Annotated in this window: 28 protein-coding genes and 1 tRNA gene; 11 read left to right on the top strand and 18 right to left on the bottom strand. The window is 62.3% G+C overall.

Features of this window, described 5'->3' with window-relative positions:
• Positions 1-5 precede the first annotated feature (5 nt).
• Positions 6-1,265 carry a urate hydroxylase PuuD gene (locus ACGYK9_RS01090; RefSeq protein WP_394407684.1) on the bottom strand — a complete coding sequence of 420 codons (1,260 nt, stop codon included), beginning with the start codon at positions 1,263-1,265 and terminating at the stop codon, positions 6-8.
• 96 nt (positions 1,266-1,361) lie between these two features.
• Here ACGYK9_RS01090 and ACGYK9_RS01085 point away from each other — a divergent pair, with 96 nt between their 5' ends.
• Positions 1,362-2,267: a LysR family transcriptional regulator gene (locus ACGYK9_RS01085; protein ID WP_394407682.1), complete on the top strand. Its 906-nt coding sequence runs from the start codon at positions 1,362-1,364 to the stop codon at positions 2,265-2,267.
• On the opposite strand, the gene uraH is transcribed toward ACGYK9_RS01085, so the two are convergent.
• Positions 2,264-2,617 carry a hydroxyisourate hydrolase gene (gene uraH, locus ACGYK9_RS01080; protein ID WP_394407680.1) on the bottom strand — a complete coding sequence of 118 codons (354 nt, stop codon included), beginning with the start codon at positions 2,615-2,617 and terminating at the stop codon, positions 2,264-2,266. The two genes, ACGYK9_RS01085 and uraH, sit on opposite strands and share 4 nt — an antisense overlap.
• Before the next feature lie 139 nt (positions 2,618-2,756).
• On the opposite strand from uraH, the gene puuE reads away from it, so the two are divergent.
• From puuE to ACGYK9_RS01065, 3 genes are read left to right on the top strand one after another with little or no spacing between them, the layout of a single operon-like run.
• The gene (puuE, locus tag ACGYK9_RS01075; RefSeq protein WP_394407678.1) at positions 2,757-4,166 is read left to right on the top strand and encodes an allantoinase PuuE; all 1,410 of its coding nucleotides are present in this window, start codon (positions 2,757-2,759) and stop codon (positions 4,164-4,166) included.
• Positions 4,163-4,657 (top strand): ureidoglycolate lyase, encoded by a 495-nt coding sequence (locus ACGYK9_RS01070; RefSeq protein WP_271687321.1) that lies wholly within the window; start codon positions 4,163-4,165, stop codon positions 4,655-4,657. The genes puuE and ACGYK9_RS01070 overlap by 4 nt, the downstream gene beginning before the upstream one ends.
• 54 nt (positions 4,658-4,711) lie before the next feature.
• Positions 4,712-6,148, top strand: a complete 1,437-nt coding sequence (locus ACGYK9_RS01065; RefSeq protein WP_394407676.1) for a nucleobase:cation symporter-2 family protein — start codon at positions 4,712-4,714, stop codon at positions 6,146-6,148.
• Positions 6,149-6,445: 297 nt separating this feature from the next.
• Here the strand turns inward: ACGYK9_RS01065 and ACGYK9_RS01060 are convergent, their stop codons facing one another.
• The 4 genes from ACGYK9_RS01060 to ACGYK9_RS01045 form a co-directional block, all read right to left on the bottom strand.
• Positions 6,446-7,267: a bifunctional allantoicase/(S)-ureidoglycine aminohydrolase gene (locus ACGYK9_RS01060; protein WP_394407674.1), complete on the bottom strand. Its 822-nt coding sequence runs from the start codon at positions 7,265-7,267 to the stop codon at positions 6,446-6,448.
• Positions 7,268-7,433: 166 nt separating this feature from the next.
• Positions 7,434-7,991: a hypothetical protein gene (locus tag ACGYK9_RS01055; protein ID WP_394407672.1), complete on the bottom strand. Its 558-nt coding sequence runs from the start codon at positions 7,989-7,991 to the stop codon at positions 7,434-7,436.
• A 66-nt stretch (positions 7,992-8,057) separates the two neighbouring features.
• Positions 8,058-8,810: an RlmE family RNA methyltransferase gene (locus ACGYK9_RS01050; protein WP_394407670.1), complete on the bottom strand. Its 753-nt coding sequence runs from the start codon at positions 8,808-8,810 to the stop codon at positions 8,058-8,060.
• Complete coding sequence (locus ACGYK9_RS01045; RefSeq protein WP_067266266.1) at positions 8,810-9,928, bottom strand: Ppx/GppA phosphatase family protein; 1,119 nt, start codon at positions 9,926-9,928, stop codon at positions 8,810-8,812. The genes ACGYK9_RS01050 and ACGYK9_RS01045 overlap by 1 nt, the downstream gene beginning before the upstream one ends.
• A 292-nt stretch (positions 9,929-10,220) precedes the next feature.
• Here ACGYK9_RS01045 and ACGYK9_RS01040 point away from each other — a divergent pair, with 292 nt between their 5' ends.
• The 3 genes from ACGYK9_RS01040 to ACGYK9_RS01030 are packed head-to-tail and all read left to right on the top strand — an operon-like array spanning position 10,221 to position 12,567.
• Complete coding sequence (locus tag ACGYK9_RS01040) at positions 10,221-10,517, top strand: virulence factor (protein ID WP_168613014.1); 297 nt, start codon at positions 10,221-10,223, stop codon at positions 10,515-10,517.
• A 30-nt stretch (positions 10,518-10,547) separates the two neighbouring features.
• Positions 10,548-11,477: a methylenetetrahydrofolate reductase gene (locus ACGYK9_RS01035; protein ID WP_394422358.1), complete on the top strand. Its 930-nt coding sequence runs from the start codon at positions 10,548-10,550 to the stop codon at positions 11,475-11,477.
• Positions 11,478-11,487: 10 nt separating this feature from the next.
• Entirely contained in the window at positions 11,488-12,567 is a 1,080-nt protein-coding gene (locus tag ACGYK9_RS01030) for a methyltetrahydrofolate cobalamin methyltransferase (protein WP_394407666.1), read from the top strand.
• A gap of 94 nt (positions 12,568-12,661) precedes the next feature.
• Here the strand turns inward: ACGYK9_RS01030 and ACGYK9_RS01025 are convergent, their stop codons facing one another.
• The 12 genes from ACGYK9_RS01025 to ACGYK9_RS00970 all read right to left on the bottom strand — a co-directional run bounded on the left by ACGYK9_RS01025 (position 12,662) and on the right by ACGYK9_RS00970 (position 23,294).
• Positions 12,662-13,456 (bottom strand): SDR family NAD(P)-dependent oxidoreductase, encoded by a 795-nt coding sequence (locus tag ACGYK9_RS01025; protein WP_394407664.1) that lies wholly within the window; start codon positions 13,454-13,456, stop codon positions 12,662-12,664.
• 52 nt (positions 13,457-13,508) lie between these two features.
• Positions 13,509-14,504: a zinc-binding alcohol dehydrogenase family protein gene (locus tag ACGYK9_RS01020; RefSeq protein WP_394407662.1), complete on the bottom strand. Its 996-nt coding sequence runs from the start codon at positions 14,502-14,504 to the stop codon at positions 13,509-13,511.
• Positions 14,505-14,699: 195 nt separating this feature from the next.
• A tRNA-Arg gene (locus ACGYK9_RS01015) sits at positions 14,700-14,776 on the bottom strand.
• Positions 14,777-14,850: 74 nt separating this feature from the next.
• Positions 14,851-16,071 (bottom strand): cysteine desulfurase, encoded by a 1,221-nt coding sequence (locus ACGYK9_RS01010; RefSeq protein ID WP_394407660.1) that lies wholly within the window; start codon positions 16,069-16,071, stop codon positions 14,851-14,853.
• A gap of 3 nt (positions 16,072-16,074) precedes the next feature.
• Positions 16,075-16,650, bottom strand: coding sequence for a YIP1 family protein (locus ACGYK9_RS01005; protein WP_394407658.1), 576 nt, complete (start codon positions 16,648-16,650; stop codon positions 16,075-16,077).
• Between the two features lies 1 nt (position 16,651).
• The gene (locus ACGYK9_RS01000) at positions 16,652-17,134 is read right to left on the bottom strand and encodes a YIP1 family protein (RefSeq protein ID WP_394407656.1); all 483 of its coding nucleotides are present in this window, start codon (positions 17,132-17,134) and stop codon (positions 16,652-16,654) included.
• Positions 17,134-18,414, bottom strand: coding sequence for a Fe-S cluster assembly protein SufD (gene sufD / locus ACGYK9_RS00995; RefSeq protein ID WP_394407654.1), 1,281 nt, complete (start codon positions 18,412-18,414; stop codon positions 17,134-17,136). Before sufD ends, ACGYK9_RS01000 begins: the two co-directional genes overlap by 1 nt.
• On the bottom strand, positions 18,414-19,169 hold the full coding sequence (gene sufC, locus ACGYK9_RS00990) for a Fe-S cluster assembly ATPase SufC (RefSeq protein WP_394407652.1): 756 nt from the start codon (positions 19,167-19,169) through the stop codon (positions 18,414-18,416). The genes sufD and sufC overlap by 1 nt, the downstream gene beginning before the upstream one ends.
• Positions 19,170-19,252: 83 nt before the next feature.
• Positions 19,253-20,059 carry a polysaccharide pyruvyl transferase family protein gene (locus tag ACGYK9_RS00985; protein ID WP_394407650.1) on the bottom strand — a complete coding sequence of 269 codons (807 nt, stop codon included), beginning with the start codon at positions 20,057-20,059 and terminating at the stop codon, positions 19,253-19,255.
• Positions 20,059-21,582, bottom strand: a complete 1,524-nt coding sequence (sufB, locus tag ACGYK9_RS00980; RefSeq protein WP_394408940.1) for a Fe-S cluster assembly protein SufB — start codon at positions 21,580-21,582, stop codon at positions 20,059-20,061. Before sufB ends, ACGYK9_RS00985 begins: the two co-directional genes overlap by 1 nt.
• A gap of 36 nt (positions 21,583-21,618) precedes the next feature.
• Positions 21,619-22,719, bottom strand: coding sequence for a cysteine desulfurase family protein (locus tag ACGYK9_RS00975; RefSeq protein ID WP_394407648.1), 1,101 nt, complete (start codon positions 22,717-22,719; stop codon positions 21,619-21,621).
• 113 nt (positions 22,720-22,832) lie between these two features.
• Positions 22,833-23,294, bottom strand: coding sequence for an Rrf2 family transcriptional regulator (locus tag ACGYK9_RS00970; protein ID WP_067262959.1), 462 nt, complete (start codon positions 23,292-23,294; stop codon positions 22,833-22,835).
• Positions 23,295-23,466: 172 nt separating this feature from the next.
• Here ACGYK9_RS00970 and ACGYK9_RS00965 point away from each other — a divergent pair, with 172 nt between their 5' ends.
• The 4 genes from ACGYK9_RS00965 (at position 23,467) to ACGYK9_RS00950 (ending at position 26,248) form a co-directional block, all read left to right on the top strand.
• On the top strand, positions 23,467-24,120 hold the full coding sequence (locus ACGYK9_RS00965; protein WP_067262961.1) for an alpha/beta hydrolase: 654 nt from the start codon (positions 23,467-23,469) through the stop codon (positions 24,118-24,120).
• Entirely contained in the window at positions 24,120-24,356 is a 237-nt protein-coding gene (locus tag ACGYK9_RS00960) for a hypothetical protein (protein ID WP_394407646.1), read from the top strand. Before ACGYK9_RS00965 ends, ACGYK9_RS00960 begins: the two co-directional genes overlap by 1 nt.
• Positions 24,353-24,937 (top strand): HD family hydrolase, encoded by a 585-nt coding sequence (locus ACGYK9_RS00955; protein ID WP_394407644.1) that lies wholly within the window; start codon positions 24,353-24,355, stop codon positions 24,935-24,937. Before ACGYK9_RS00960 ends, ACGYK9_RS00955 begins: the two co-directional genes overlap by 4 nt.
• A 96-nt stretch (positions 24,938-25,033) precedes the next feature.
• Positions 25,034-26,248 carry an NADP-dependent isocitrate dehydrogenase gene (locus ACGYK9_RS00950; RefSeq protein WP_271693722.1) on the top strand — a complete coding sequence of 405 codons (1,215 nt, stop codon included), beginning with the start codon at positions 25,034-25,036 and terminating at the stop codon, positions 26,246-26,248.
• Positions 26,249-26,362: the final 114 nt, after the last annotated feature.

Here is a 26,362-nt window from a genome sequence, read left to right as displayed (position 1 = left end):
CCCCGCTACTTCCCCGCAAGGCTGAAGGGCTGTGATGCGGCCCCGTCGCGATACCAGCGCATGATCTTGCGGCGCTCTTCTTCCTCCATGAAGGACACATTGGCGGGGGGCATGGCATTGGTCACCCCCGCTTGCAGATAGATCTGCCGCGCGGCCCGGGCAATGTCGGCGGGCGTTTCAAGGAGCAACCCCTTAGGCGCGCGGTGGATACCGTCGTAGAACGGCTCGCGCGCATGGCACATGGCGCAACGCCCCGGCACGATATTGGCCACCTCGTCAAACCCCTCGGCGCTGGCGAAAAGCTGCTCTGTCTCTGTCAGCGCGCGGGCCTCTGCCGCTTCGATATCGTCTTGCATCAGGGGCGCGGTTGAGAGCCACATGATCGCCACGAACAAAGGCGCGGTCACGCCCCATGTCCAATGCGGGCCCTTGCCGGTCGCGTGCATCGTGTTGAAGTAGTGCCGGATCGTCACTCCCATCAGGAAGACCAGCGCGGCGATTAGCCAGTTGTACTCGGTCGCGAAAGCCAGCGGGTAGTGGTTGCTAAGCATCAGGAAGATGACCGGCAGCGTCAGGTAGTTGTTGTGGGTCGAGCGCAGCTTGGCGATCTTGCCGTATTTCGCGTCCGGCGTGCGACCCTCCTGCAGGTCCTTCACCACGATGCGCTGGTTCGGCATGATGATGAAAAACACGTTCGCCGTCATGATCGTCGCTGTAAATGCCCCCAGATGCAGCAGCGCCGCGCGGCCCGTAAAGACTTGGTTGTAGCCCCAGGCCATGGCCACCAGCAGCACGAACAAGAGCAGCATCAGCACCGTGGGCCGGTTGCCGAGTTGCGATTTGCACAGGAAGTCGTAGATCAGCCAGCCCAGCGTCAGCGAACCCGCCGAGATCAGGATGCCTTGGAAGACCGAGAGGTCCGCCTTGGCCGGATCGATCAGGTAGAGCTCCGCGCCCGCCCAATAGACGACCATCAAGAGCGCGGCCCCAGACAGCCACGTCGAATAGCTCTGCCATTTGTGCCAGATCAAGTGCTCGGGCATGTTTTCCGGCGCCACGAGGTACTTCTGGATATGGTAGAAACCGCCGCCATGGACCTGCCACTCTTCGCCGAAGGCTCCGGCAGGCAGATGCGGCACCTTGCGCAGGCCGAGGTCGAGCGCGATGAAGTAGAAGGACGCGCCGATCCATGCCATGGCGGTGATGACATGCACCCAGCGGATGGCAAAGCCGATCCAATCCCAGATGATGGCTAAGTCGTGCATGAGGTCTCTCCGGATGATTCACCGGGCAGACTATTCAATCGCGGATTTTACCGCTAGATTTGGCATTCCCTAAACTCTATCAAAAGTTCCCGATAAATGTCCTATTTCGACAACATCCGCACCTTCGTGCGCGTCTACGAGCTTGGCAGCATGTCGGCGGCGGCGCGCGACCAGCGGGTCTCTCCGGCAGTGGCCTCGGCGCGGATCACCCAGCTTGAGGGGCATCTGGGCGTGCGGCTGTTCCAGCGTACAACACGCAGCCTGTCGGCCACCGAACAGGGGCGGATTTTCTACGATGGCGCCTGCAAAATCCTCGCCTCCGTGGCCGAGGCCGAGGCGGGTATCGAAGACGTCACCGACAATCCGCGCGGCACGCTGCATGTGGCGGCCCCCTTGGGGGTCGGGCGGCGGCTGATCGCGCCGCATGTGCCCGCGTTTTCAGACGCTTATCCGCTGGTCGATGTGCGGCTGCGCCTCAGCGACCGCAAGCTCGATCTCACCGCCGAAGGGTTGGACGTGGCCTTTTTTCTGGGTCGCCCGCAGGATTCTACACTACGGATCCGCAAAGTGGCCGATTGCGAGCGCGTGCTCTGCGCCAGCCCGGCTTATGTCGCGGCGCATGGGCATCCCCGCTCGGGGGCCGAGATCGACCGCGGCCAGCACAATTGCCTCAACCTGCGCTTTCCCGGCGCGACCGAGTTTCAATGGCAGCTACAAGGCCCTGAAGGCGCGGTGAAATACGACGTGCGCGGGCGGTTTGAGAGTGATGATGGCGACGTGCTGACCGATTGGGCGCTGGCCGGCGCGGGCATCGCCATGAAGCCGATCTTTGAGATCGCCGAACATTTGCAAAGCGGCGCTTTGGTGCGGGTCGTGGAAGACACGCCGCCCCTGCCCGTTCAAATGGCCTGCCTCTACACCCATCGACGCCATCAAGACCCGAAAACACGGCTCTTCATGGACTTCATGATCGCGCGGATGGAAGACGCGCTAAAGGTCTAGCTGCCCCGATAGGTGGAATAGCTGAAGGGCGAGAGCAGCAGCGGCACATGATAATGCGCGGCCTCAGACATGCCAAAACGCAGCGGGACGACATCCAGAAAACGCGGCTCTTCCGCCGGGGCGCCCTGCGCGTCGAGGTAGTCGCCGCAGTGGAACAGCAGCTCATAGGTGCCGGTTTCGAACTCCGCCGCGGGCAGGATCTGCTCATCGGTGCGGCCATCGGCATTGGTGGTGAGGCTGCGCAGATGGGTCCGCGTCTCGCCCTCCAGGCGGTAGAGGTCGACCTTCAGCCCCGCCGCCGGGCAGCCGCGCGCGGTGTCCAATACATGTGTTGTCAGATAGCCTGTCATCATACCCTCCGTGCCTAACCCTTGATCGCCCGCGCCGCGCCCGAGCAAAAGTGCCCTTTTCACGATAGTCTTTCAGGAATTAATTGAAAGCAATCTAAGACCTTCCGGTCTAGACAGAGAACGACAGAAGGAGAACGACATGACTCGCTACCCCCGCGACATGCAGGGTTACGGCCCCACCCCCCCAGATGCACAATGGCCCGGTGGCGCGAAGATCGCCGTGCAGCTGGTGCTGAACTACGAAGAAGGCGGTGAGAATAACATCCTGCATGGGGATGCGGCATCAGAAGCGTTCCTGTCCGAGATCGTCGGCGCCGCGCAATGGCCGGGTCAGCGTCATGCCAATATGGAATCGATCTATGAATACGGCGCGCGCGCCGGGTTCTGGCGGCTGCACCGTTTGATGAAAGACCTGCCCGTCACGGTCTATGGCGTCGCCACGGCGCTGGCGCGCTCGCCCGTACAGGTCGCCGCGATGATCGACGCAGGCTGGGAGATGGCGACCCACGGTCTGAAATGGATCGAACACAAGGACATGGCCGAAGACGCAGAGCGCGCAGCCATCGCCGAGGCGATCCGCCTGCATACCGAAGTGACCGGCCAAGCGCCGCGCGGCTTTTACTGTGGGCGCTCGTCCGAGAACACGCTGCGCCTTGCGGCAGAGACCGGGCAGTTCGCCTATGTGGCCGACGCCTATGCCGATGATCTGCCCTATTGGATGGAGGTCGGTGATCGCGACCAGTTGATCGTCCCCTATACGCTCGACGCCAACGATATGCGTTTCGCCACGCCGCAGGGGTTCAATGCGGGCGCGCAGTTCTTCGACTACCTCAAAGCCAGCTTTGACGCACTTTACCGTGAGGGGGCCGAGGGCGCGCCGAAGATGCTGTCGGTCGGGTTGCACTGCCGCCTGATCGGCCGCCCCGGTCGGGTCGAGGCGCTGCGGCAGTTCATCGAATACGCCCAAAGCCATGAGGGCGTCTGGTTCGCGACCCGCGAGCAGATCGCAGATCATTGGGCCGCCACCCATCCGCACCAGCGCCGCGCGCGCCCCAGCCAGATGGACCGCGAGACCTTCGCCGCCAAATACGGCAGCATTTTTGAGCATTCGCCTTGGATCGCCGAGGGCGCCCATGCGCTGGAACTGGGCGCGGGCCATGACACCGCCGTCGGCCTGCACAGTGCTCTGGCACGGATCTTCCGCTCCGCCTCAGATGCGCAGCGCCTCGGCGTGCTGCAAGCCCACCCCGATCTGGCGGGCAAACTCGCGCAGGCCAAGCGGCTGACGGCTGAGAGCACCTCGGAACAGGCCGCAGCGGGGCTGGATGCGCTGACGGATGAGGAGCGGGAAACCTTTACCCAATTGAACGACAGATATGTCGAAAAACACGGCTTCCCCTTCATCATCGCCGTGCGCGACCACGACAAGGCGGGCATCCTCGCCGCTTTCAAACGCCGCATCGACAATGACCGCGACACCGAGTTTGCCGAGGCCTGCCGCCAAGTCGAACGGATCGCGCAGCTGCGCCTGAAAGACCTGCTGCCATGAGCAGACAGATCCTGCTCCAGCCCCTCACCGCCGAGGCTTTCGCCCCCTTCGGCGAGGTGCTGGAAGTGCGCGGGGCGCCTGACAAAATCATCAACCAAGGGCTTTGCGGGCGGCATCACGATCTGGCCGATCTCGACTTTGGCGGGGGCCGCGCGGGCATCAGCGTCTTTAACGCAGAGCCGCGCGCCCTGCCCTTCACCCTTGAGATGGTCGAGCGGCATCCGCTTGGCGTGCAGGCCTTTCTGCCGATGCACCAAAACCCCTATCTGGTGGTCGTCGCCCCCGATGACGCAGGCCGCCCCGGCCCCCTGCAGGCGTTTCTCGCAGGCCCCGGTCAGGGCGTGAACTACCGCCGCAATACATGGCACGCGGTTTGCTGCCCGCTGAGCGCCCCCGGTCTTTTCGCCGTGGTCGACCGGATCGGCGAAGGCGACAATTTGGAAGAACATTGGTTCGATCAGCCGTGGGAGGTGGTCGCAGCCAAGGAATAACCGTCATGCCCTCACCAGAAGCGGCAGACGGGATCGGTCAATAGGGAGAACGACATGACTGACGCTTCACTGGGCACGCCGGCGCAACTGCGCGACCCGAATTATACCCCCGCGCTGTCCAAGGCCGTGCCCTTGGGCATTCAGCATGTCTTGGCGATGTTCGTCTCCAACGTGACGCCCGCGATCATCGTGGCGGGGGCTGCGGGCTTTGGCTTTGGCTCGGACGCCGGGGCGCAGGGGTTTCCGGACATGACCTATCTGATCCAGATGTCGATGCTCTTCGCGGGCATCGCCACGCTGTTTCAGACCATTGGCATAGGTCCGGTGGGGGCGCGGCTGCCGATTGTGCAGGGCACGAGTTTCGCGTTCCTGCCCATCATGATCCCGCTTGTCGCGGGCAAAGGGGTCGAGGCGCTGCCCGCACTCTTTGGCGGCGTTCTGGTCGGCGGGCTGTTTCATGTGCTGTTGGGCACTTTCATCGGACGCATCCGCTTTGCCCTGCCGCCACTGGTGACCGGGCTGGTGGTGACGATGATCGGCCTCGCGCTGGTCAAGGTCGGCATCCAATATGCCGCCGGGGGCGTGCCCGCGATCAACAGCCCCGAATACGGCAGCCTGTTGAACTGGTCGGCGGCGCTGGTGGTGATCGTGGCAACGCTGGGGCTGAAGTTCTTCGCCCGGGGCATGCTGTCGGTCTCCGCCGTGGTGATCGGCATTGGCGTGGGCTATCTCTATGCGCTGGCGATGGGGATGGTCACCTTCGAGGGCATCGCCACAAGTTGGAACCGCGCCGCCGCCGTGGCGCTGCCCGTGCCCTTTGCCTATGGGTTCGAGTTCAGCTTCGCCGCCATCGTCGGTTTCTGCCTGATGGCCTTCGTCTCGGCGGTTGAGACCGTCGGCGATGTCTCGGGCATCACCAAGGGCGGCGCGGGGCGTGAGGCGACGGATGCCGAGATCACGGGTGCCACCTATGCCGACGGTTTGGGCAGCGCGGTGGCCGGGGTCTTTGGTGGGTTTCCCAATACCTCTTTCAGCCAGAACGTCGGCCTCATCGCGATGACCGGCGTGATGAGCCGCCATGTGGTGACCGTGGGCGCGCTGTTCCTGATCCTTTGCGGACTGGTGCCGAAAGTAGGCGCGGTGATCCGCACCATTCCCATCGAAGTGCTGGGCGGCGGGGTGATCGTGATGTTCGGCATGGTGGTCGCGGCGGGCATCTCAATGCTGTCGGACGTGAACTGGAACCGCCGCAACATGGTGATTTTCGCGATCTCGCTCTCGATCGGTCTGGGGCTGCAACTCGACCCCAAGGCGGTGCAATACCTGCCCGACACGCTGCGCGTGCTGATGACCAGCGGGCTGCTGCCTGCCGCGCTGATCGCGATTGTGCTGAACTTGATGTTGCCCGAGCAATTGTCGGATGAGGCGACGGAGGAGGTTTCCGGCGGGCTTTCGGGGCATGGTTCGGGGTCGTTGGAGAAGCGGGTTTGATGATGAAGGGGCGCCCGATGCGGCGCCCCTTTGTTGTGACCAACTCGGCTCGATACAATGCGATAGGCAACCGGCTAGCGCATGTCGCTTAAGACCACCGATTTTGGAAACCACCTTGGCCCGGAATCAAGCCGAAGGCGCCGGGCCATCGCCTGCCCGCCCCACCGGGTAGGCGATTTGGCGAGGCTGGGCGTAACCTAGCGAGCACACATCATGACTGAACCATAAAGTGGCACGAACCAAGGTATGTTCGCCGACCCGCGGGCAGGCGCTGGCCCTCGAGTTCCGCAAAGGTCCTCAGCGCAGCTTCATATGCCGGTTCACGTCCTTATAAAGCAGATACCGGAACGGCCCCGGTCCGCCCGCGTAGCAAGCCTGCGGGCAGAAAGCGCGCAGCCACATGAAATCACCCGGTTCGACCTCAACCCAATCCTGATTAAGCCGGTAGACCGCCTTGCCCTCCAACACATAGAGCCCGTGTTCCATCACATGAGTCTCGCAAAAGGGGATCACCCCACCGGGTTGTAGCGTGACAATGGTCACATGCATGTCATGGCGCAGATCCTGCGGATCCACGAACCGCGTCGTCGCCCAGACGCCATTGGTATCGGGCATCACATTCGGCTCGATGTCCTGCTCGTTCAGCACCAGCGGATCGGGGCGGTCCAGCCCCTCCACCGCCTCATAGGCTTTGCGGATCCAGTGAAAGCGCGTCACGGCGCCGCTGTCGTTTTTCAGCGTCCAATCGGCCCCCGCGGGGACATAGGCATAGCTGCCCTCACGCATCGCGTGCTGTTGGCCCTCAACGGTCAGGGTGAAGCCACCCTCGACCACGAAAAGCACCCCCTGCGCCTGCGCATCAAGCTCAGGCCGGTCCGAGCCGCCACCGGGCTGCACTTCCATGATATATTGGGAGAATGTCTCCGCAAAGCCGGTCATCGGGCGGGCGATGACCCAAAGCCGCGTGCCCTCCCAGAACGGCAGGAATGAAGTCACGATATCGCGCATCGTGCCGCGCGGGAGAACGGCATAGGCCTCTGTAAAGACGGCGCGATCTGACAAAAGCGTTTTTTGATCCGGGTGGCCGCCGGTGGGTGCGAAATAGCTTGGGGGGGTCATCAACTCTCTCCGTCGGGATGGACTGCAGAATTGCCGCTTCCCAGGCCGAGGCCAAGGGTTTTATCGCTGAAGGATTGTTCGGGGATATTTGATAGTCCCGACCCCGCTTAGGGCTGAGTAACAGACCGGCCCCGCCTGCCGGGACCGGTCTGCGCAGAGAGCAGCCTCAGAAGAAAGCCGCCGCTTCCAGCTCAACTGTAATCACCCCGATGATTGCGCCGTTCGACGGTTCCGTGATCGGCATCGAGACGCGGCTTTGATGGGCCTTCGACCTCTCGTCAACGGCCACATGATCGATCACGAAAATCCCCGACGGCGGCGAAAAACGGTTGCTGTTCTTGGGCTTGCCGCCCTTGAAGTAGACTGAGGCGCTGCCGCTGGAGACCACGGTCAACCCATAGGCATCCAGCAAAGTCACCCCGGCGATCTGCCCCTCGGCGCGGGCGATCTGCGTTTGGAGAAAGGCCGCGGCAATCGGCGCTTTCGGCTGAGCCACCCCGGCGCCCGGCCCGGTGACTGCCGCCGGCGTGACCGCCAGCGCATTCATTTCGCGGTGCCGCGCGTTCTGCTGTGCGATTGCATCGACGATGCGGGCATCATTGACCCAAGACAGCAATTCGCGGTCGATGTAATCGTTCACCGCCCAAGGCACTTCGGAGGCGGAAACCTTGAGCCCGGAACACAGGATGAAGATGAGCGATACAAGTGGCAGGTGTCGTAGCATCGGGGAGCCCTCATGAGGTAGGCGGCACAATACCGCGGGAGAGCTACACCCTAACGTTTGACTGGTTTACGCCCCATGAACGGCAATGGCGGCTTGACCCTCTTCGCCCTTAAACCCTGTCGCCACCACGAATTTCTCCGATGAATCGGGGCGGCTGGCAGGTGGTTTGATATTGGCGACCTTGGCAAAACGGCGCTTGAGCAGCTTTTGCAACTCACCTTCCGCGCCGCCTGCCAGCACCTTGGCTACGAATGTGCCGCCCTCTTCCAACACATCGAAAGCGAAATAGGCCGCCGCCTCGCAAAGCGCAATGATGCGCAGGTGGTCGGTCTGTTTATGCCCGGATGAGGCCGCGGCCATATCCGACATCACCACATCTGCCTTGCCGCCGAGCCATTCCTTGACCTTGAGGTCGGCGTCATCCTCCATGAAGTCAAGCTGGTGCAACTCGCAGCCCGCAATCGGCTCCATCTCTTGTAGGTCAACGCCCAGAATGGTGCCCTGCGCCTTGCCCTTCTTTTCGCCCAGCACGTTGCAGCGTTTGACGGCGACCTGACACCAACCGCCCGGCGCGGCACCAAGGTCAACCACCCGCGCGCCGGGGACGAGGAACCGATATTTATCGTCCAATTCCATGATCTTATAAGCCGCCCGCCCGCGATAGCCTTCGGCCTGTGCGCGTTTGACATAAGGATCGTTCAACTGCCGCTGCAACCAACGGGTCGAACTGAGCTTGCGCCCGCGTGCGGATTTCACCTTGACCTTGAGGTCACGCTGACCGCGCCCCGAGGTGTTCTTTCCGTCCGGTGTCTTGGCCATTAAAAGACCCCTTCTTCTAATACGCCATCGGCGCTCATCTGTGCATATAGCAGGCCTTCGCGCAGACCGCGATCCGCAACTGACAGCCTGTCGGTCGGCCAGCAGCGCATCAAGGCTTGCAGGATCGCGGCCCCCGACATGATCAGCGCCGCCCGGTCTTGGCCAATACGCGGATCGGCGCGCCGCCCGCCCGGCCCCATGGCGATATAGGAATGGATCACCTTGTCGATCTGGGCGCTGGTCATGCTGAGGCCGTCGACCTTTGTCCGGTCATAGCGCTTCAGGTTCAGGTGGCTTGCCGCCACGGTGGTCACGGTGCCCGAGGTGCCGACGATCTGGAACCGCTTTTGGGACTGGATCGTCTGATAGGGCGTAAAATCGGTGAGGTTCTCTTCGAAAAACCAACTCATCAGCGCAAAGCGCGCGGCATCGTCTTCAACGTCAGAAAATTGATCCCGCAGGGTCGCCACCCCCAATGGCACGCTGATCCAATCCACCACCCGGGCGGCGGGGACATCGGATTTCGCCTGATAGAACCCGCCCTGAAGCCGCATGATCGAGCGTGCCCGGTCGGCACGTGGCACCTTGGAAATGTCGATCCAGACCAGCTCGGTTGAGCCGCCGCCGATGTCCACCACCAGCAGGTTTTCCGTCTTGCGGCTGACCAGCGGCGCGCAGGAGATCACGGCAAGCTGGGCTTCTTCCTCAGGGCGGATAATGTCGAGCTTCAGACCGGTCTCGCGCTGGATACGGCGCATGAACTCCGCCCCGTTCTGCGCGCGGCGGCAGGCTTCGGTCGCGACAAGACGCATGTTCTGCACCTTGTTGCGCCGCAACTTTTGCTGACAGATGCGCAATGCCTGAATGGTGCGCGCCATTGATCCGCGCGAAAGCCGCCCGGTCTTTTCCAAACCGGCACCCAATTGCACCGATTTAGAAAAACTGTCCACCACATGGAAACCGCTGCCCCGAGGCTGTGCGATCAACATGCGGCAGCTATTTGTACCCAGATCTAGGGCCGCATATAGCTCATTAGATCTGGGCGGAACTGGCGCGGGGCTCAGAGCCGGAATGTCTTTGTCGAGCGCACCCGCACCTTTGGGACGCTGTGGCGCCATGGTTACGCGCCTTTCATATCGAGTTGCCCCCAAGGTATTCCCTGCGCCCAGCCGGTGCAAGTGGTCGCGGTGCCTTGGGCCAATTTCCGCGGCGTCCGCGGGCCGTGCGCGCTCCGCCATCCGGGTCGCCTCACAATCATCTTGAGAATAATGGGGGCGCCGCCCCCTCGTGATGACAGGGCCAATGCGCTATCACCTCTCCCAAGTCGCGGATGGGTCGTGTTTCGTCGAAAAACGGCCCTGTCCTGACCGCGACGCTCGTTAGACAGGTTTAAACCGGAGGAATCGTCCCATGCCCGCAGTCACCATCGTTTACTGGCGCGATATCCCTGCTCAGGTGATCGTCGGCAAGGGCCGTCGCGGGTCAAAACGCCCCCTGCCCGAACGCTTTGAACAGGCGATCGACCGCGCGGCGATGAAGGTGGGGGCTGCCAATACCGACGCCTATCTCGCGGAATGGCGCAAGGCAGAGCCTTTTGAGGTTGAGGGTGATCCCGATAGCATCGCCGATGCCGAAGCCGCCCGCATCGACGCGGAATACGACCGCGACCGGATTAAGCAACTGATTGACAACGACGGCTGGGCATAGCCTGCCAGCCCTATGATCAAGGACACGCTCATGGCACTTTTGAACTTCCGCAAAAAGGAAACACCGGTCCCACAGGCGCCGGTGGCCGAAGTCGAGGCGCTGTTGAAAGATTATTCTATCGAGGTGATGCCCCGCACCGCCGAAAAGGTCGAGGATTTCCGCGCCCTGCTGCCAGAGGGCAACCGTGTCTATATCGCCCATATCGACGGCACCCCGATCGAAGATATGGTTGCCACCGCCGCGCGGTTGAACGCGGATGGCTTCAAGGTCATGCCGCATTTCCCGGCCCGCATCATCAAGGACCGCGCCACGTTGGCCGATTGGATCGCCCGTTATCAGGGCGAGGCCGATGTGCGCCAAGCGCTGCTGCTGGCGGGCGGTGTCACCACCCCGGCGGGGGATTTCAGCGACTCGATGCAGTTGATGGAAACGGGGCTGTTCGACAAGGCAGGCTTTACCCACCTGCATGTCGCCGGCCACCCCGAGGGCAACCGCGATATCGACGCTGACGGGGGCCGCCTCAACGTCGATGCGGCGCTGAAATGGAAGAATGATTTCCAGACCCGCACCGATGCTAAAATGGCCATTGCCACGCAATTCGCCTTTGACGCGCAGCCGATCATCGAATGGGCCGACAGTCTGAAGGCCGCTGGTATCACCCTGCCGATCCACATCGGCATCGCGGGCCCCGCCAAACTGCAAACGCTGATCAAATTCGCCATCGCCTGCGGTGTTGGCCCCTCGCTCAAGGTGCTGCAAAAGCGGGCGATGGATGTCACCAAGCTGCTGTTGCCCTATGAGCCGACAGATGTGATCAGCGACTTGGCCGCCCACAAAGCGGCCCACCCGGATTTCAACATCACCCATGTGCATCTTTTCCCGCTGGGCGGGATCAAGACCAGCGCCACATGGGTCCAAGAGAATGGCGGCGCCTCTGGGGTGCCCGCCGACGCAGCCTAAAGGAAGTTACATGACCAGAACCGTCATCGAATCCAAGACCAAGACCGCCGTCATCGGCTTTGACGAGCCGTTTTGCGTGATCGGAGAGCGGATCAACCCCACGGGCCGCAAGATCCTCAGCCAAGAGCTGGAGCAAGGCGATTTTTCGCGGGTCGAGGCGGATGCCATCGCGCAGGTCGCCGCCGGTGCCACCGTGCTCGACGTGAACTCCGGCGCGGTCTTCTCCAACAAAATGGCCGAAGACCCGCGCTATGCCGACAACAACTTTGTCGAGCCGATGCTGATGCCGGAGCTGATCAAGGTCGTGCAAAACGCCGTCGACGTGCCGATCTGCATCGACAGTTCAGTCCCCGGCGCGCTTGAGGCGGGGCTTGAGGCCTGCGAAGGCCGCCCGCTGCTGAACTCCGTAACCGGAGAGGAAGAGCGGCTTGAAGTCGTGCTGCCGCTGGTCAAGAAATACAACGTGCCTGTCGTGGCGATCTCCAATGACGACACAGGGATCTCCGAGGACCCGGATGTCCGCTTTGCCGTGGCGAAAAAGATCGTCGAACGCGCCGCCGATTTTGGCATTCCCGCCCATGATATCGTCGTCGACCCGCTGGTCATGCCGATTGGCGCCATGGCGACGGCGGGCCATCAGGTCTTTACCCTCGTCCGCCGGTTGCGCGAGGAGTTGGGCGTGAACACCACCTGCGGCGCCTCCAACATCTCCTTTGGGCTGCCCAACCGCCACGGCATCAACAATGCCTTCCTGCCCATGGCGATGGGAGCGGGCATGACGAGTGCGATCATGAACCCGGTGGCCGTGCCGCTGAGCGCCGCCAAAATCGCCGAAAAGCGGGCCGAGATTACCGCCGCGGGGATCATCCTCCCCGAAGATATGGATGATGAGACCTTTGCGACGCTCTTCAACCTCGGCTCGACCAAACCCCGCCCGGGCAAGGAGATGGAGGCCATCCGCGCCGCCAACTTCCTTTTCGACCGTGACCCTCACGGCAGCGCTTGGATTGAGTTCAACAAAAGCGCGCCCAAAGCGGGGCAAGAAGGCCGCGGTCGCGCGGGCCGCTCAGGTGGGCGCCGCCGCCGCTAAGGCCGCCTGACAAGATCAAAAAGCCCCGCCAGCATCGCTCGGCGGGACTTTTTCTATGCGGACAGGCGGAAGTCCGAAACGACGCTTTCCGGCGCTACTCCGCCCGGTTCCCGCTCACCAATTCTTGGATCGCGGCCATAACGGCGGCCACATGATGGGGGTCTTTTGCCGCGCTATGCGGCTCATTGAACCCGCCCATGTCATTGTCGAAATAGGCGCCGGAGGCCCCTGCAAACTCATCCGAAAGCGCGGCGCGGGCAAGGATGTCGGCCCCGATGCTCAGGTCGTTCCCGGCGACGCCAAAGCCTTCCTTCACCATCTTCGACGCTAGAAGAGAGCCGGGGTTCACCGCGATGAAAAGCGGCCCGTCCTGATGCGCGCGGGCCATCTGTTGGGTCCAGATCGTGATCGCCAATTTGCTCTGCGCATAGGCCGCCATATCGTCAAGCGTCACCTCGCCCCTAAGCGCGGCTACCTCCACCGGCGCCTGCGCGGCGGAGGAGAGGTTCACCACCCTGCCCGCTTTGGGAAGCACCGGCAGCAACAGTTGAACCAGCAGGTAGGGCGCCAGCGTGTTGACCACGAAACGCGCGTCCAACCCTGCCTCGGTGCGCGGCACGGGCAGTTTCAGGACACCGGCATTGTTGATCACCACGTCGATTTGGCTGTGATCAATGCGCAGCGCCTCTGCCAGCGTCACGACCTCTTCCAGCCGCGACAGGTCCGCGCGGTAGGTCTGGGGATTGCCCCCCACCTCCGTCGCAGCAGCGCTGAGTTTCTCCGCACTGCGCCCGTGCAGCAAAACACTATGCCCCTGCGCGCTGAGCTTTTTGGCGGTCAACAGACCGATACCGTCGGTCGCGCCGGTGATGAGGATCGTCTTGGTCATCTGTCTCTCCTTACTTGGTCTCTGCGCGGGCATGGGAGGCGGCTCTGCGCGATCACCACCCGCCCAGAACCTGCTTGCCGATCACCCGCCCGCTTTCCTGACGCTCATGGGCCGCGCGAAGGTTTTCCACATTTATCACGCCCGCATGTTCCGTCACGGTAGAGCGCAAAATGCCTGCGTCGATCATCTGCGACACCCGGTTCAACAGGTCGCGCTGCGCAGTCATGTCCTCGGTCTGGAACATCGAGCGTGTGAACATGAACTCCCAATGCACGCTTAGGGCTTTCGGTTTCGCCGCTTTCATATCCAGCGTCTCAGGGTCGTCGATCAGCGCGATCTGCCCGCGCGGCGCGATGCTTTCGATGATGGCGGGCCAATGCGTATCGGTGGCCGTCAGCGCGGCGACATAACTTGGCATGAGATCGAGCGCGGCAAGCTGCGCCACCAGATCGCCCCGGTGGTCCACCACATGATCCGCCCCCATCTTGCGCACCCAATCTTGGGTCTCTGGCCGCGAGGCGGTCGCGATCACGGTCAAACCGGTCAGGGCCTTCGCCAGTTGAACAAGGATCGACCCCACGCCCCCGGCCCCGCCGATGACCAAAATCGCATCCCCTTCGCCAGCGCCCTCGGCCAGCCGGAAGGAGTCGAACAGCATCTCCCAAGCCGTGATCGCGGTCAGCGGCAGCCCGGCGGTCTCAACGAAATCAAGGGTTTCCGGCTTTCGCCCGACGACCCGGGAATCGACCCTGTGGAAGGCGGCATTGGTCCCCGCGCGGGTCACGTCCCCGGCATAGAACACCTCATCCCCCACCGCAAAATCGCTAACCTCTGCGCCCAGTTCCACGACCACGCCCGCGGCGTCAAAGCCCAAGACCTTTGGACCACCTTCAGGCCCCGAAAGCGCGCGCAGCTTCACATCCACCGGATTGACCGAAATGCCCTTCACCTCCACCAAAAGATCATGTGGTCCGGGTGTGGGACGCTCAATTTCGAGCATCTCCAAAACCTCTGCCGGGCCGGTGCTGTTATAGCCGATGGCTTTCATTTTGTCTGTCCTTCTGCAGGGATATTGCTGTTGGGCAGAAGGTATCAGCTTGTTCGACTATATAAACCGCGACAGACGCGGATAGAGTTTTTAGATACAGAGTATAATCCGAACGCTTGGCGGGCCTACGGCCCCCCCCCCCGCAAGCAAAGGCATAGACCCCAACGCGACAAACGACATTCACATGGAGAAAAATGGCGGACCCTAGAGGATTCGAACCTCTGGCCTCTGCCTTCGGAGGGCAGCGCTCTATCCAGCTGAGCTAAGGGTCCACTGAGGGGCGGTATAGCCAGAGCGCGCCGCCCCTGCAATGGGAAATCCGGGGGCGAGGGCGGCGAAATTCACCTTAGGCGAAAAGATCATGCGCCAATTCGAGGGCATCGACCAATGTGTCGACCTCGGCCCGGGTGTTATACATGCCAAAGGACGCGCGGCAGGTGGCCGAAACGCCGAGATGCGTCATCAAGGGGGCTGCGCAATGATGCCCCGCCCGCACGGCCACGCCTTTCTTGTCGAGCACGGTCGAGATGTCATGCGCATGGGCGGCGCCGTCCAGCGTGAAGCTGAAGATCGCCGCTTTGTCCGGCGTCGTGCCTTGCAGGTTGAGCCAATTCAAACCGCCGAGCCGCGAGACCGCGTAGTCGCGCAGATCGTCCTCATGGGCGGCGATATTCTCCATCCCCAGATCCATCATGAACTCCAGCGCCACGCCCAAGCCGATGGTGCCGACGATTCCAGGGGTGCCGGCTTCGAACATCATAGGTGGATCGTTGTAGCTCACCGCGTCCTTGCTAACTTCGCGGATCATGTCACCGCCGCCAATGAAAGGGCGCATTTCGGCCATGCGCTCGGATTTGATATAGATCGCGCCCGAACCGGAGGGGCCATAGAGTTTATGCCCGGTAACGGCAAAGAAATCACAGCCGAGGTCCTGCACGTCGACCGGCATATGCACCGCCGCCTGCGAGCCATCGACCAAGACCGGAACGCCCTTCTCATGGGCGGCTTCAGTGATGGCTTTCACATCAACTTTCGTGCCCAAGACGTTGGAAAGGTGCGATATTGCAACCAGCTTGGTCTTCGGTCCGATGGCATCAATCACCGCCTGCGGGTCAAGCGCGCCGGTGGCGTCCACATCGACCCATTTCAGCACCACGCCCTGCCGTTCGCGCAGGAAATGCCACGGCACGATATTGGCGTGATGCTCCATCACCGACAGGACGATCTCATCGCCCGCCTGCATGCGCGGCATGGCCCAACCATAGGCCACGGTATTGATCCCCATCGTCGCCCCGGTGTTGAGCACGATCTCATCTTCCGACCCGGCGTTGAGGAAGCGTGCCACGGTGCCGCGCACGCTTTCGTATTTGTCGGTCGCTAGATTGGAAAGGTAGTGCAAGCCCCTGTGAACGTTGGAATATTCATTCGCATAGGCTTGGGTAATCGCATCGATCACCACCTGCGGCTTCTGGGCCGAAGCGCCATTGTCGAGATAGACCAGCGGTTTGCCGTTCACCTCGCGGCCAAGGATCGGAAACTGCGCCCGGACGGCTTCAACGTCGAACATGACTTAAACTCCCTGGGCGGTCAGCCCGATCAAAGACAGCAAAAGGCCCAACCCCAGCAAGACCCCAAGCGCGGCGCCCGCGAGCACTGCAGCGGCGTGGAACAGCCCCGGCAGATGCAAGAGTTCGGCCACGAAATTCAAAAGGATCCAAAGACCCCAAAATGTAACGACGAAAGAGGCCAGCAGCGCCACTGGCGGTAGGGCCAAAGTTAGCAGCAGGATGCCCAGTTGGGCGCAGAGGCGAAGCGCCTGAAGCCACACGACGGCAGCCAAAAGCGGCGTCAACGCGCCCTGCCCGCCCAGTGCCCGGCCAACCCAAGTCAGCGCATGCACATAGAGCACCATCAACCCGGCCAGCAGCGCGAAGAGCACCAATGGCGATTGGAAATAGCTCGGCAGCGCCATGGCGGGCGGCGCGAGCACGAAGGTGGCCGAGATGACCAGCGCGTTCAGCGCGGCGACCAAGGCAAGCGACGTCCAGATGACATCATTGCCCAAGGGCAGCTCCGCAATCTGGCGCGCTGCCGCGCGGGGGCTGCGCAGGGTGGTCTGCGCAAGCTGGATCAGGGCGCCGCTCATCTCAGCCCCGCTGCGCGGCGACAAGGCCCGCGATCCAGAACCAAAAGAACACGGCCAACCAGATCATCCCTACAATTTGCGCCTGCAGGCCCGGCCCGATGAACCCAAGCGCGAGGCCCAGCAACAAAAGGATCGGTGCAGAGGCAAGGAGCGACCAAACCAAGGTCAGACGCACCGCATAGCCGGTGAGCCGTTGCCCCGCCACGCGGCTGATTGCCCAGACCATCGCGGCCAAGCCATAGAGCAACAAGGGCATCACGAAGATCCAGAAAAACGCGCTCCAATACTGGCGCACCGCGAGCGGCCCGTCCGGATCGAGATGCGCCGCGCGGGCTTGATACGGCGACAGGGCCACGAAGATCAGCAGCCCCGCCATCAGCGCGAACATCAGCACGCGCACCTCGTTGCGTCCCTGCGCAAGCAGCCCCGACATCACTTTGCCGGGGCCGCGGTAGGTCGCAACGATATCGCTGGTAACAGCCATCAGGCGCTACGACGCTCCAACCACGAGCTGAGACGCCCGGTGATTTCCTCCCGCAGTTCCTCGGCCTCGATCTCCTCCACCGCTTCGGCAAGGAAGGCCAGCGTCAGAAGGTCGGTTGCCTCGGCATGGGACACACCGCGGGCGCGGAGGTAGAACAGCGCCTCCTCGTCGATCGCGCCGGAGGTGGAGCCATGCGAACAGGCCACGTCATCGGCGTAAATCTCAAGCTCTGGCTTGGCGAGGAACTGGCTGTCGCCGTCCAGCAGCAGCGACTGGCTGATCTGGTAGCCATCGGTCTTCTGCGCGCCTTCCTTGACGAGAATCTTGCCTTGGAACACGCCGGTGGCACCATTGCGCAGCACCTTCTTGAACACCTGACGGCTTTCGCAGTTCTCGGCATCATGGGTGATGAAGACCGTGTCGTCATGGTGGAAATCACCATCGCCAACGCAGGCGCCCGCGACATGAGCCGAGGCATCGTCGCCAGTGAGTTCGATCACGCATTCGTTGCGCGTCAGGGCGCCGTTCACGGTGACGGTAAAGCTCTTGAACAGCGACTCGGTGCCCAGACGGGTGAAGACATGGGTTGCGGCACGGCGCTCGTGGTCGCGGCCCTGTGCGCGCACATGGTGGAAACGCGCGGTGTCGGCCACCTCGACCTCCATCACGGTGTTGAAGCGCGCGGCGGCGGGGCCGTTCTCCAAAAGCGTGACTTCCGCACCTTTGTCGAGCTTCACCACATGGTGCAACATCGCGTCAGAAGTCTCTGATTTATGGGTATAAACCAGATTGACTGGCTTGCTCGGCGTGCCGGTCACATGGATCAAGACGCCATCGGTCGCAAAGGCGGTGTTCAGCGCCGCCAGCGGGCGTTGCACCGGGGTCTGGCCGTTCTTTTCCAGCGTCCCGTAGAGGTCACGCGCCCAGTGCAGGTCACTGTCCGCCGTGGCGAGCCGTTCGATGCTGACGCCTTCGAGCGTGAGGTCATCCGAGGCGTCGGGATCGAACACGCCATCGACAAAAACGATACGCAGACGCTCGGTGCGGTCGAACAGCGGCGCATCGCCGTGATCAAAGATCGCGGCAGGCTGCGCCTCGGCCTGGGTCAGCGTGTCGGGACGGGTGAACTTCCAATATTCATCCCGGCGCTGCGGCAGGCCCATGGCGCGGACCCGCGCCAGCGCATCCTCGCGCGCCGCTTGGCTCCAGCCGCCCTGCGGCATGTCGAGCGCTGCGATCATCGCCTCGGTCGGGGTTTCTTTCAGTTGTGCTTCGGCCATTATGCCACCTCGGCAAGGATGTCTGCGTAACCGTTGTTCTCGACTTCGAGCGCGAGCTCAGGACCACCGGTCTTGATGATGCGGCCATCGTGCATGATGTGCACGACGTCGGGTTTGATGTGGTCGAGAAGACGCTGGTAGTGGGTGATGACGAGGAAACCACGGCCCTCGGTGCGCAGGGCGTTCACGCCTTCGGCCACCAGTTTCATCGCGTCCACGTCGAGGCCCGAGTCGGTCTCGTCGAGGATGCACATCTTGGGCTCGAGCATCGCCATCTGCAGAATTTCGTTGCGCTTCTTCTCACCGCCGGAGAAGCCCATGTTGACGGGGCGCTTCAGCATGTCGGCGTCGATCTTCAGATCCTTCGCCTTGGCGCGGATTTCCTTAAGGAAGTCGGCAGCCGAGATTTCCTCTTCGCCGCGCGCCTTGCGCTGTGCGTTCACCGCGGTGCGCAAGAAAGTCATGTTCCCAACGCCGGGGATTTCCACCGGGTACTGGAACGCGAGAAAGAGGCCCGCCGCGGCGCGCTCTTCGGGTTCCAGCTCAAGAATGTCTTCACCTTCGAGCGTGGCGGAGCCTTCGGTAACCTCGTAGCCGTCCTTGCCCGAGAGCACGTAGCTCAGCGTGGACTTGCCCGAGCCGTTCGGCCCCATGATGGCGTGGACCTTGCCGGCCTCGACTTCCAGATCGACGCCCTTGAGGATCTGCTTGTCCTCTTCTTCCAGTTTCACCTGCAGGTTCTTGATGCTCAGCATTTCAGTCTCCTTCTGGCGCGCCTTGCGCCGCAATTCATGCTATTTCAGTGTTGTCTCAGGGGCTTGCCCCTGCGTGTTAAAGTTCATGCCGCCCCCTGACGGGCGCAGAGCGCGGCGGGAAAGCTGTCTTTCAGCGCGGCGCGGCAGGCCGTGATGCCGTCTTGGTAGCTCAGCGGCGCGTCGGGTTTGTGCGCCGCCGGGATTTCGGCCAAGGCAATCGGCGCGCGCATGTCGCGCCCCACGGAGGCGGCGTAGTCGTGAAACTTCAACCGCCCCTGCCCCTCGGGCGTCACCCAAGTATTGGCCACGCCGTAAGCGTCCGCCGTGATCAACCCGTGCAGCGACGAGGCAAAGACATGGGCGCAGGCCGCGATGGCGGCACAGACCTGCTCCACCGGATCGCGCGGGTCGATCAGCACATAGGCGCTGTCGGAGGCGACGAGGTCTAGCAGGTCGGGATCGTCCGCCAGCGTGTGATGCGGCACGATGCCGATCTTGTCGCTGCGCGGTCCCTCGCTAGGCAGAACCTCGTTCACCAAAAGCCCCGGATCGCCGAAAGTATCGGTCTCGATCCCGAGAAGCGCCGCCGTCACCGGCCCCCGCAGCAGGGCAATCTCGATATTCTTCAAGAACGCACGGCCTCCGGCGGGACGCAGCAACCCGCTGCCCCAGATCACCGGCTTGGCTCCCGCACGCGGCGTGTCGTAGTTCCGCCGCACGATCTGCAAGAGCGAGCCGAGACCAAAGACATCCGCCTCATCCACCGACGCATGCTCCACCCGCCGCCCCGAGACATGGCTCAGGACCAGCGGGCTCAGCGCATCGCCGAAGTTCGGCTGCGCCTTCCACCAATGCAGGCGGAGGGGAGTGTGCGCCGCATCAAGGCTCATCAGCCGACGGAGCCTTCCAGCGAGATCGCCACGAGCGCCTGCGCTTCCATGGCGAACTCCATCGGTAGCGCCTGCAGCACGTCCTTGCAGAAACCGTTCACCACCAGCGCCACAGCCTCTTCCTCGTCCATGCCGCGCGAGCGGCAATAGAACATCTGGTCGTCGTCCACCTTGGAGGTGGTCGCCTCGTGCTCAACGCGGCTCGAGTTGTTCTTCACCTCGATATAGGGCACTGTATGCGCCCCGCATTCCGAGCCGATCAACAGGCTGTCGCACTGGGTATAGTTGCGCGATTCCTTGGCCTTGGGGTGCATCGAGACGAGGCCCCGGTAGGTGTTCTGCGCCTTGCCGGCCGAGATGCCCTTGGAGACGATCCGCGACTTGGTGCGCTTGCCGAGGTGCACCATCTTGGTGCCGGTGTCGGCCTGCTGCATGTTGTTGGCGATGGCGATGGAGTAGAACTCGCCTTGGCTGTCGTCGCCGCGCAGGATGCAGGAAGGGTATTTCCAGGTCACGGCGGAGCCGGTCTCGACCTGCGTCCACATCACCTTCGCACGGTCGCCACGGCAATCGGCACGCTTGGTCACGAAGTTGTAGATACCGCCCTTGCCGTCCTCGTCACCGGGGTACCAGTTCTGGACGGTGGAGTATTTCACTTCCGCGTCTTCCTCGACGATGATCTCGACCACGGCGGCGTGCAACTGGCTCTCGTCGCGCTGCGGCGCGGTGCAGCCTTCGAGGTAGCTCACGTAAGAGCCCTTGTCGGCGATGATCAGCGTGCGCTCGAACTGGCCGGTGTTCTCGGCGTTGATGCGGAAATAGGTCGACAGTTCCATCGGGCAGCGCACGCCCGGCGGGACATAGACGAAGGACCCGTCAGAGAAGACCGCGGAGTTCAGCGTGGCGTAGAAGTTGTCCGAGACCGGCACGACCGAGCCGAGGTACTTCTTCACCAGATCAGGGTACTCGCGGATCGCCTCGGAGATCGAGCAGAAGATCACGCCGGCCTTCTTCAACTCTTCCTGGAAGGTTGTGCCGACGGAAACGGAATCGAACACCGCGTCCACCGCCACCTTGCGGCCTTCGGCAGGCGCATCCTCGGCGCCTTCGACGCCAGCAAGGATCATCTGCTCCTTCAGCGGGATGCCGAGCTTCTCATAGGTCGCCAGCAGCTTCGGATCGACCTCGTCGAGCGACTTGGGCTTATCGGCCATGCTCTTCGGACGGGCATAGTAATATTGTTCCTGAAAGTCGATTTCAGGATAATCCACCATCGCCCAATTCGGCTCTTCCTTGCTGAGCCAACGGTTGTAAGCCTCAAGCCGCCATTCGGTCATCCACTCAGGCTCGTCGTTCTTCTCCGAGATCAGCTTTACGATCTCCGGCGTCAGCCCTTTGGGCGCGTATTCCATCTCGATGTCGGTGGACCAGCCGTATTTATACTTGCCGCCGACTTCGCGCACGGCATCCACGGTTTCCTGGTCAACGCCTTCCTTGACGCCATCATTCTCTTTCAGGGTCATATTTTCCAAGGTTTCAGTTCCTTTCCGTGGCGGCGCTCAGGCGGCCCGCGTTTCGTGCTTTTTCAATTTGGCGGTCCAGCTTGTGGCGAACCGCAGGATATCTTCCCGGGTGGTGTCGAGGCCCAGCGACACCCGGATCGCGCTGGCGGCCTGTGTTTCATCAAAGCCCATGGCGCGCAATACGGCACTGGCGCGCACCTTGCCGCTGGAACAAGCCGACCCCGCCGAAATGGCAAAACCGGCAAGGTCCAACTGCATCACTTGGGTCTCGCCCTTCCAGCCGGGCGTGACGATACAAGAGGTGTTGGGCAGGCGCTGAGCGCCTTTCCCTACAAAAATAGTCAGACTTGCGACATTCGCAAGGGTCGCTTCCAGCAAATCACGCTGTTCTGCCACCTCTTCCCAACGCCCCGCAGCCAGATCCGCCGCCGCCGCCTCAGCCGCCGCGCCGAACCCCGCGATAGCAGGGATATTCTCGGTCCCCGAGCGGCGGCCCATCTCCTGCCCGCCGCCGCGCAGCAGCGCATGTTCGGCCAGATCAATGCCGCGTTTGACGATCAATGCGCCGATCCCCTTGGGCCCGCCCAGCTTATGCGCCGAGACAAGGATGAAATCCGCGCCCGAGGTCGCCATTTTGAACCGGGTCTTGCCGAGCGCCTGCACCGCATCGACCAGCACATAGGGCGTGCTCTCCATCGCCCAACACTGCTGCGCCAAAGGCATGGTCTGCTGCAACACACCCGTCTCGCTGTTCGCGGCCTGTAGGGCCACCACATCGGCCACCGCCGCGGCGGTCAGGTCACCGTCCCAAACACCCTGTGCGTCGACACCCAAACGCGCCGCCTGCCCCCAAGACAGAACCGCGTCATGTTCCACCGCTGAGGTCACAACCCGCGCCCCCATCGCCGCCGCAAGCGCCGCCGCTTCAGTCGCTCCGGAGGTAAAAATCACATCGACCGGATCACAGCCCACAAGCCCCGCCACCTGCACCCGCGCGCGCTCGACCACGGCCTTGGCCGCACGCCCCTCGGCATGGACCGAGGACGGGTTGCCGGGCAGGTCCATCGCCGCAATCATCGCCGCGCGCGCCTCCGCCCGCAGCGGCGTGGTCGCGTTATGGTCAAGGTAGACCCGCATCCTTCATCCTTTTCCAAATACCGCGGGGGTCCGGGGGCAGCGCCCCCGAAATTCCACATCACCACCCGCGCAGACCACAGCCGCCAAGGCGCCCCCGTTGCCCAAAACCACCCTCACGACTCATCCACCACGGCAAAGAGGGTTGGCACCGCCGGACAGGGGGCCAGCTCGTTCTCAACCACATCCGAAAGGCGCGTCTGGTGGAGGAAAACATAAACATGCGCGCTCAGCCCCTGCCACAGCCGGTTGGTCAGCGATTGCGCCCGGCTGCCCGACAGACCGCCCGAGGCGCCCGCCCCCTTGTGCATCGCATCCACCGTCTCATCCACCGCCGCCAGCACATCGACGACCCGAATATCCGCCGCCGGACGCGCCAAACGATACCCGCCGCCCGGGCCCCGAACAGAGGTCACCAATTCAGCCCGGCGGAGCTTGACGAACAACTGCTCCAGATAGGGCAAAGAGACCGACTGCCGCTCGGCAATGTCGCCCAGAGACACCAAGGTGCCCTCGGGTTGCAGGGCAATATCGGCCAAAGCGACCATCGCGTAGCGCCCTTTGGTAGATAGCTTCATCGTCTCACCCTCACCCGCCGCGCCATTTGATTGACGTGGGCGGCTTAAATGCCTAAGTCCAAAGACTGATCCACGCGACACTGCGCGGAACCAGATTAGAACCGTTCTAAGGTGGCCTAGCGAATTCGTCAACTATTCGCGGCGATCTTTGAACCCCTAGACAGGGATACCCATGCCCGAGGTTATTTTTCCCGGACCCGAAGGCCGCCTTGAAGGCCGCTACCACCCCCAAAAAGAACGTGACGCCCCGATTGCCATCGTGCTGCATCCGCATCCGCAGTTCGGCGGCACGATGAATCACAAGGTCGTCTATAACCTGCACTATGCGTTCTACAACATGGGTTTCACCGTGTTGCGCTTCAACTTCCGTGGCGTGGGCCGCAGCCAGGGCGAATACGATCAGGGCATCGGCGAATTGTCTGATGCGGCCTCGGCGCTCGATTACCTGCAATCGATGAACAACAACTCCAAGCACTGCTGGGTTGCGGGTTTCTCCTTTGGCGCATGGATCGGGATGCAGCTGCTGATGCGTCGGCCTGAGATCACGGGCTTCATCTCGGTCTCTCCGCCTGCGAATATGTACGACTTTTCCTTCCTTGCGCCCTGCCCGGCCTCGGGTCTGGTGATCAACGGCACCGCCGACCGCGTGGCGCCGCCCGCGGATACCACGAACCTCGTCAGCAAGCTGCACGAGCAAAAGGGCATCACGATCACCCATCAGGAGATCGAAGGCGCCGGGCACTTCTTTGAAGAGCCGCATATGGACACGCTGATCACCTCGACCAGCGACTATGTGAAACGCCGCCTGACGGAATCCACACGCTGATGGCGGACGCGGTTGTCACCCAACTGGCCAATAAATTGGCCGAGGAATGTCTTGCTGTGCAGGCCGAGACGGGTGAAGACCGCTTGTTCATGGAAGTCGGCGAGGTGCTGGGCGCCTCGTCGCAAACGCTGGAAGAAGCCTTCCTCACCGCCGTTCGCACCCGGATGGCCAATGACAAGGCCCGCGCCTTTCTGGCGCGCAAGCTGCGCGACCATCGCAGCAAGGGCGGCGCATGACAGAGCGGCTGGACAAGCAGATTGCCTTTCTCAATGAGGCCGACAAGCTGAAAACCGTGCTGCGCGGCACCACCCTATGCGATGCCAGCCGCGCGGAAAACTCTGCCGAACATTCGTGGCATCTGACGCTCTATGCACTGGTGCTGGCCGATCAGGCAGGGCCAGAGGTCGACATCAACCGCGTCATCAAGATGCTGATCCTGCACGACCTTGTCGAGATTGACGCGGGCGACAATCCAATCTTTGGCGATTACGACGCCGCCGAGATGGAAGCGCAGGAACAAATCGCCGCCGACCGCCTCTTTGGCCTATTGCCGGACGATCTGCGGGACGACCTGCGCAGCATCTGGGAAGAGTTCGAGGCCGCCGAAAGCCCTACGGCCCGCTTTGCCAAATCGCTTGATCGGTTCCAGCCGCCGATGCAGAACCTCGCCTCCGGCGGCGGCAGTTGGACTGACTATAACGTCTCGGAAGCGCAAATCGAAGAAAAGGTGGGCCGCAAGATCGCCATCGGCGCCCCTGCCCTTTGGTCCTATGCCCGCGCCCGCATCAGCAGCTTTTTCGCCGGGGTCGGCGCCTGACCGCAGCCTTCGGCATACCATTGTATACGATCTTTCTCTTTGGCCCCGAATAGGCTAAAGCACGGCCAAACGCACCCTGAAACAGAGGAATTCGTCATGTCGAAGATCAAGGTAGAAAACCCCATCGTCGAACTCGACGGCGATGAGATGACCCGGATCATCTGGGATTTCATTAAAAAGAAGCTAATCACGCCCTATCTTGACGTTGACCTGAAGTATTACGACCTCGGCATCGAAGTGCGGGACGAGACCGACGACCAGATCACCGTCGACGCGGCCCATGCGATCCGCGAACATGGCGTCGGTGTGAAATGTGCTACCATCACACCTGACGAGGCACGGGTCGAGGAGTTCGGCCTCAAACGCATGTACCGCAGCCCCAACGGCACCATCCGTAACATCCTCGGCGGCGTGATCTTCCGCGAACCGATCATCTGCCGCAACGTGCCGCGCCTCGTGCCGGGCTGGACGCAGCCGATCGTCGTTGGCCGCCATGCCTTCGGCGACCAGTACCGCGCCACCGACTTCCGCTTCCCCGGCAAGGGCAAGCTGACCATCAAATTCGTCGGCGATGATGGTGAGACCATCGAGAAGGAGGTCTTTGACGCGCCGTCGGCTGGCGTCACCATGGCGATGTACAACCTCGACGATTCGATCCGCGATTTCGCGCGCGCGTCTTTCAACTACGGTCTGAACCGTGGCTGGCCGGTCTATCTCTCGACCAAGAACACGATCCTGAAGGCCTATGACGGACGGTTCAAAGACCTGTTCCAAGAGATTTTCGACGCGGAATTCGCCGAGGACTTCAAGAAAAAGAACATCTGGTACGAGCACCGCCTGATCGACGATATGGTCGCCTCGGCGATGAAATGGTCGGGCGGCTATGTTTGGGCCTGCAAAAACTACGACGGCGACGTGCAGTCGGACACCGTGGCGCAGGGTTTCGGCTCGCTGGGGCTGATGACCTCGCAACTGATGACGCCCGACGGCAAGATCGTGGAGGCCGAGGCCGCCCATGGCACCGTCACGCGCCATTACCGCCAGCACCAGAAGGGCGAGGAGACGTCGACCAACTCCATCGCCTCGATCTACGCTTGGACCGGCGGGTTGAAGCACCGGGGCAAGCTGGACGAGAACACCGCGCTGATCAACTTCGCCGAGACGCTGGAGAAGGTCGTGGTGGATACGGTGGAATCAGGTTTCATGACCAAGGACCTTGCCCTGCTGGTGGGGCCGGATCAGGGCTGGCTGACGACGATGGGGTTCTTGGAGAAGGTGGATGAGAACCTGAACAAGGCGCTGGCGGGCTAAGCCTGTCGGATGTTTGGAATGACAGAGGGCCGCACGATGCGGCCCTTTTCTATTTTTCGGTCACGCCTGCCACCCGGCCCGGAATCAAGCCGTAGGCGCCGGGCCATCGCCTGC

The sequence above is a fragment of the Sulfitobacter sp. 1A15258 genome (assembly GCF_043557045.1).
Lineage (GTDB): Bacteria > Pseudomonadota > Alphaproteobacteria > Rhodobacterales > Rhodobacteraceae > Sulfitobacter > Sulfitobacter faviae.
The sequence above is the reverse complement of the archived record's forward strand: the minus strand, read 5'-3'. Positions and strand labels throughout refer to the sequence as shown.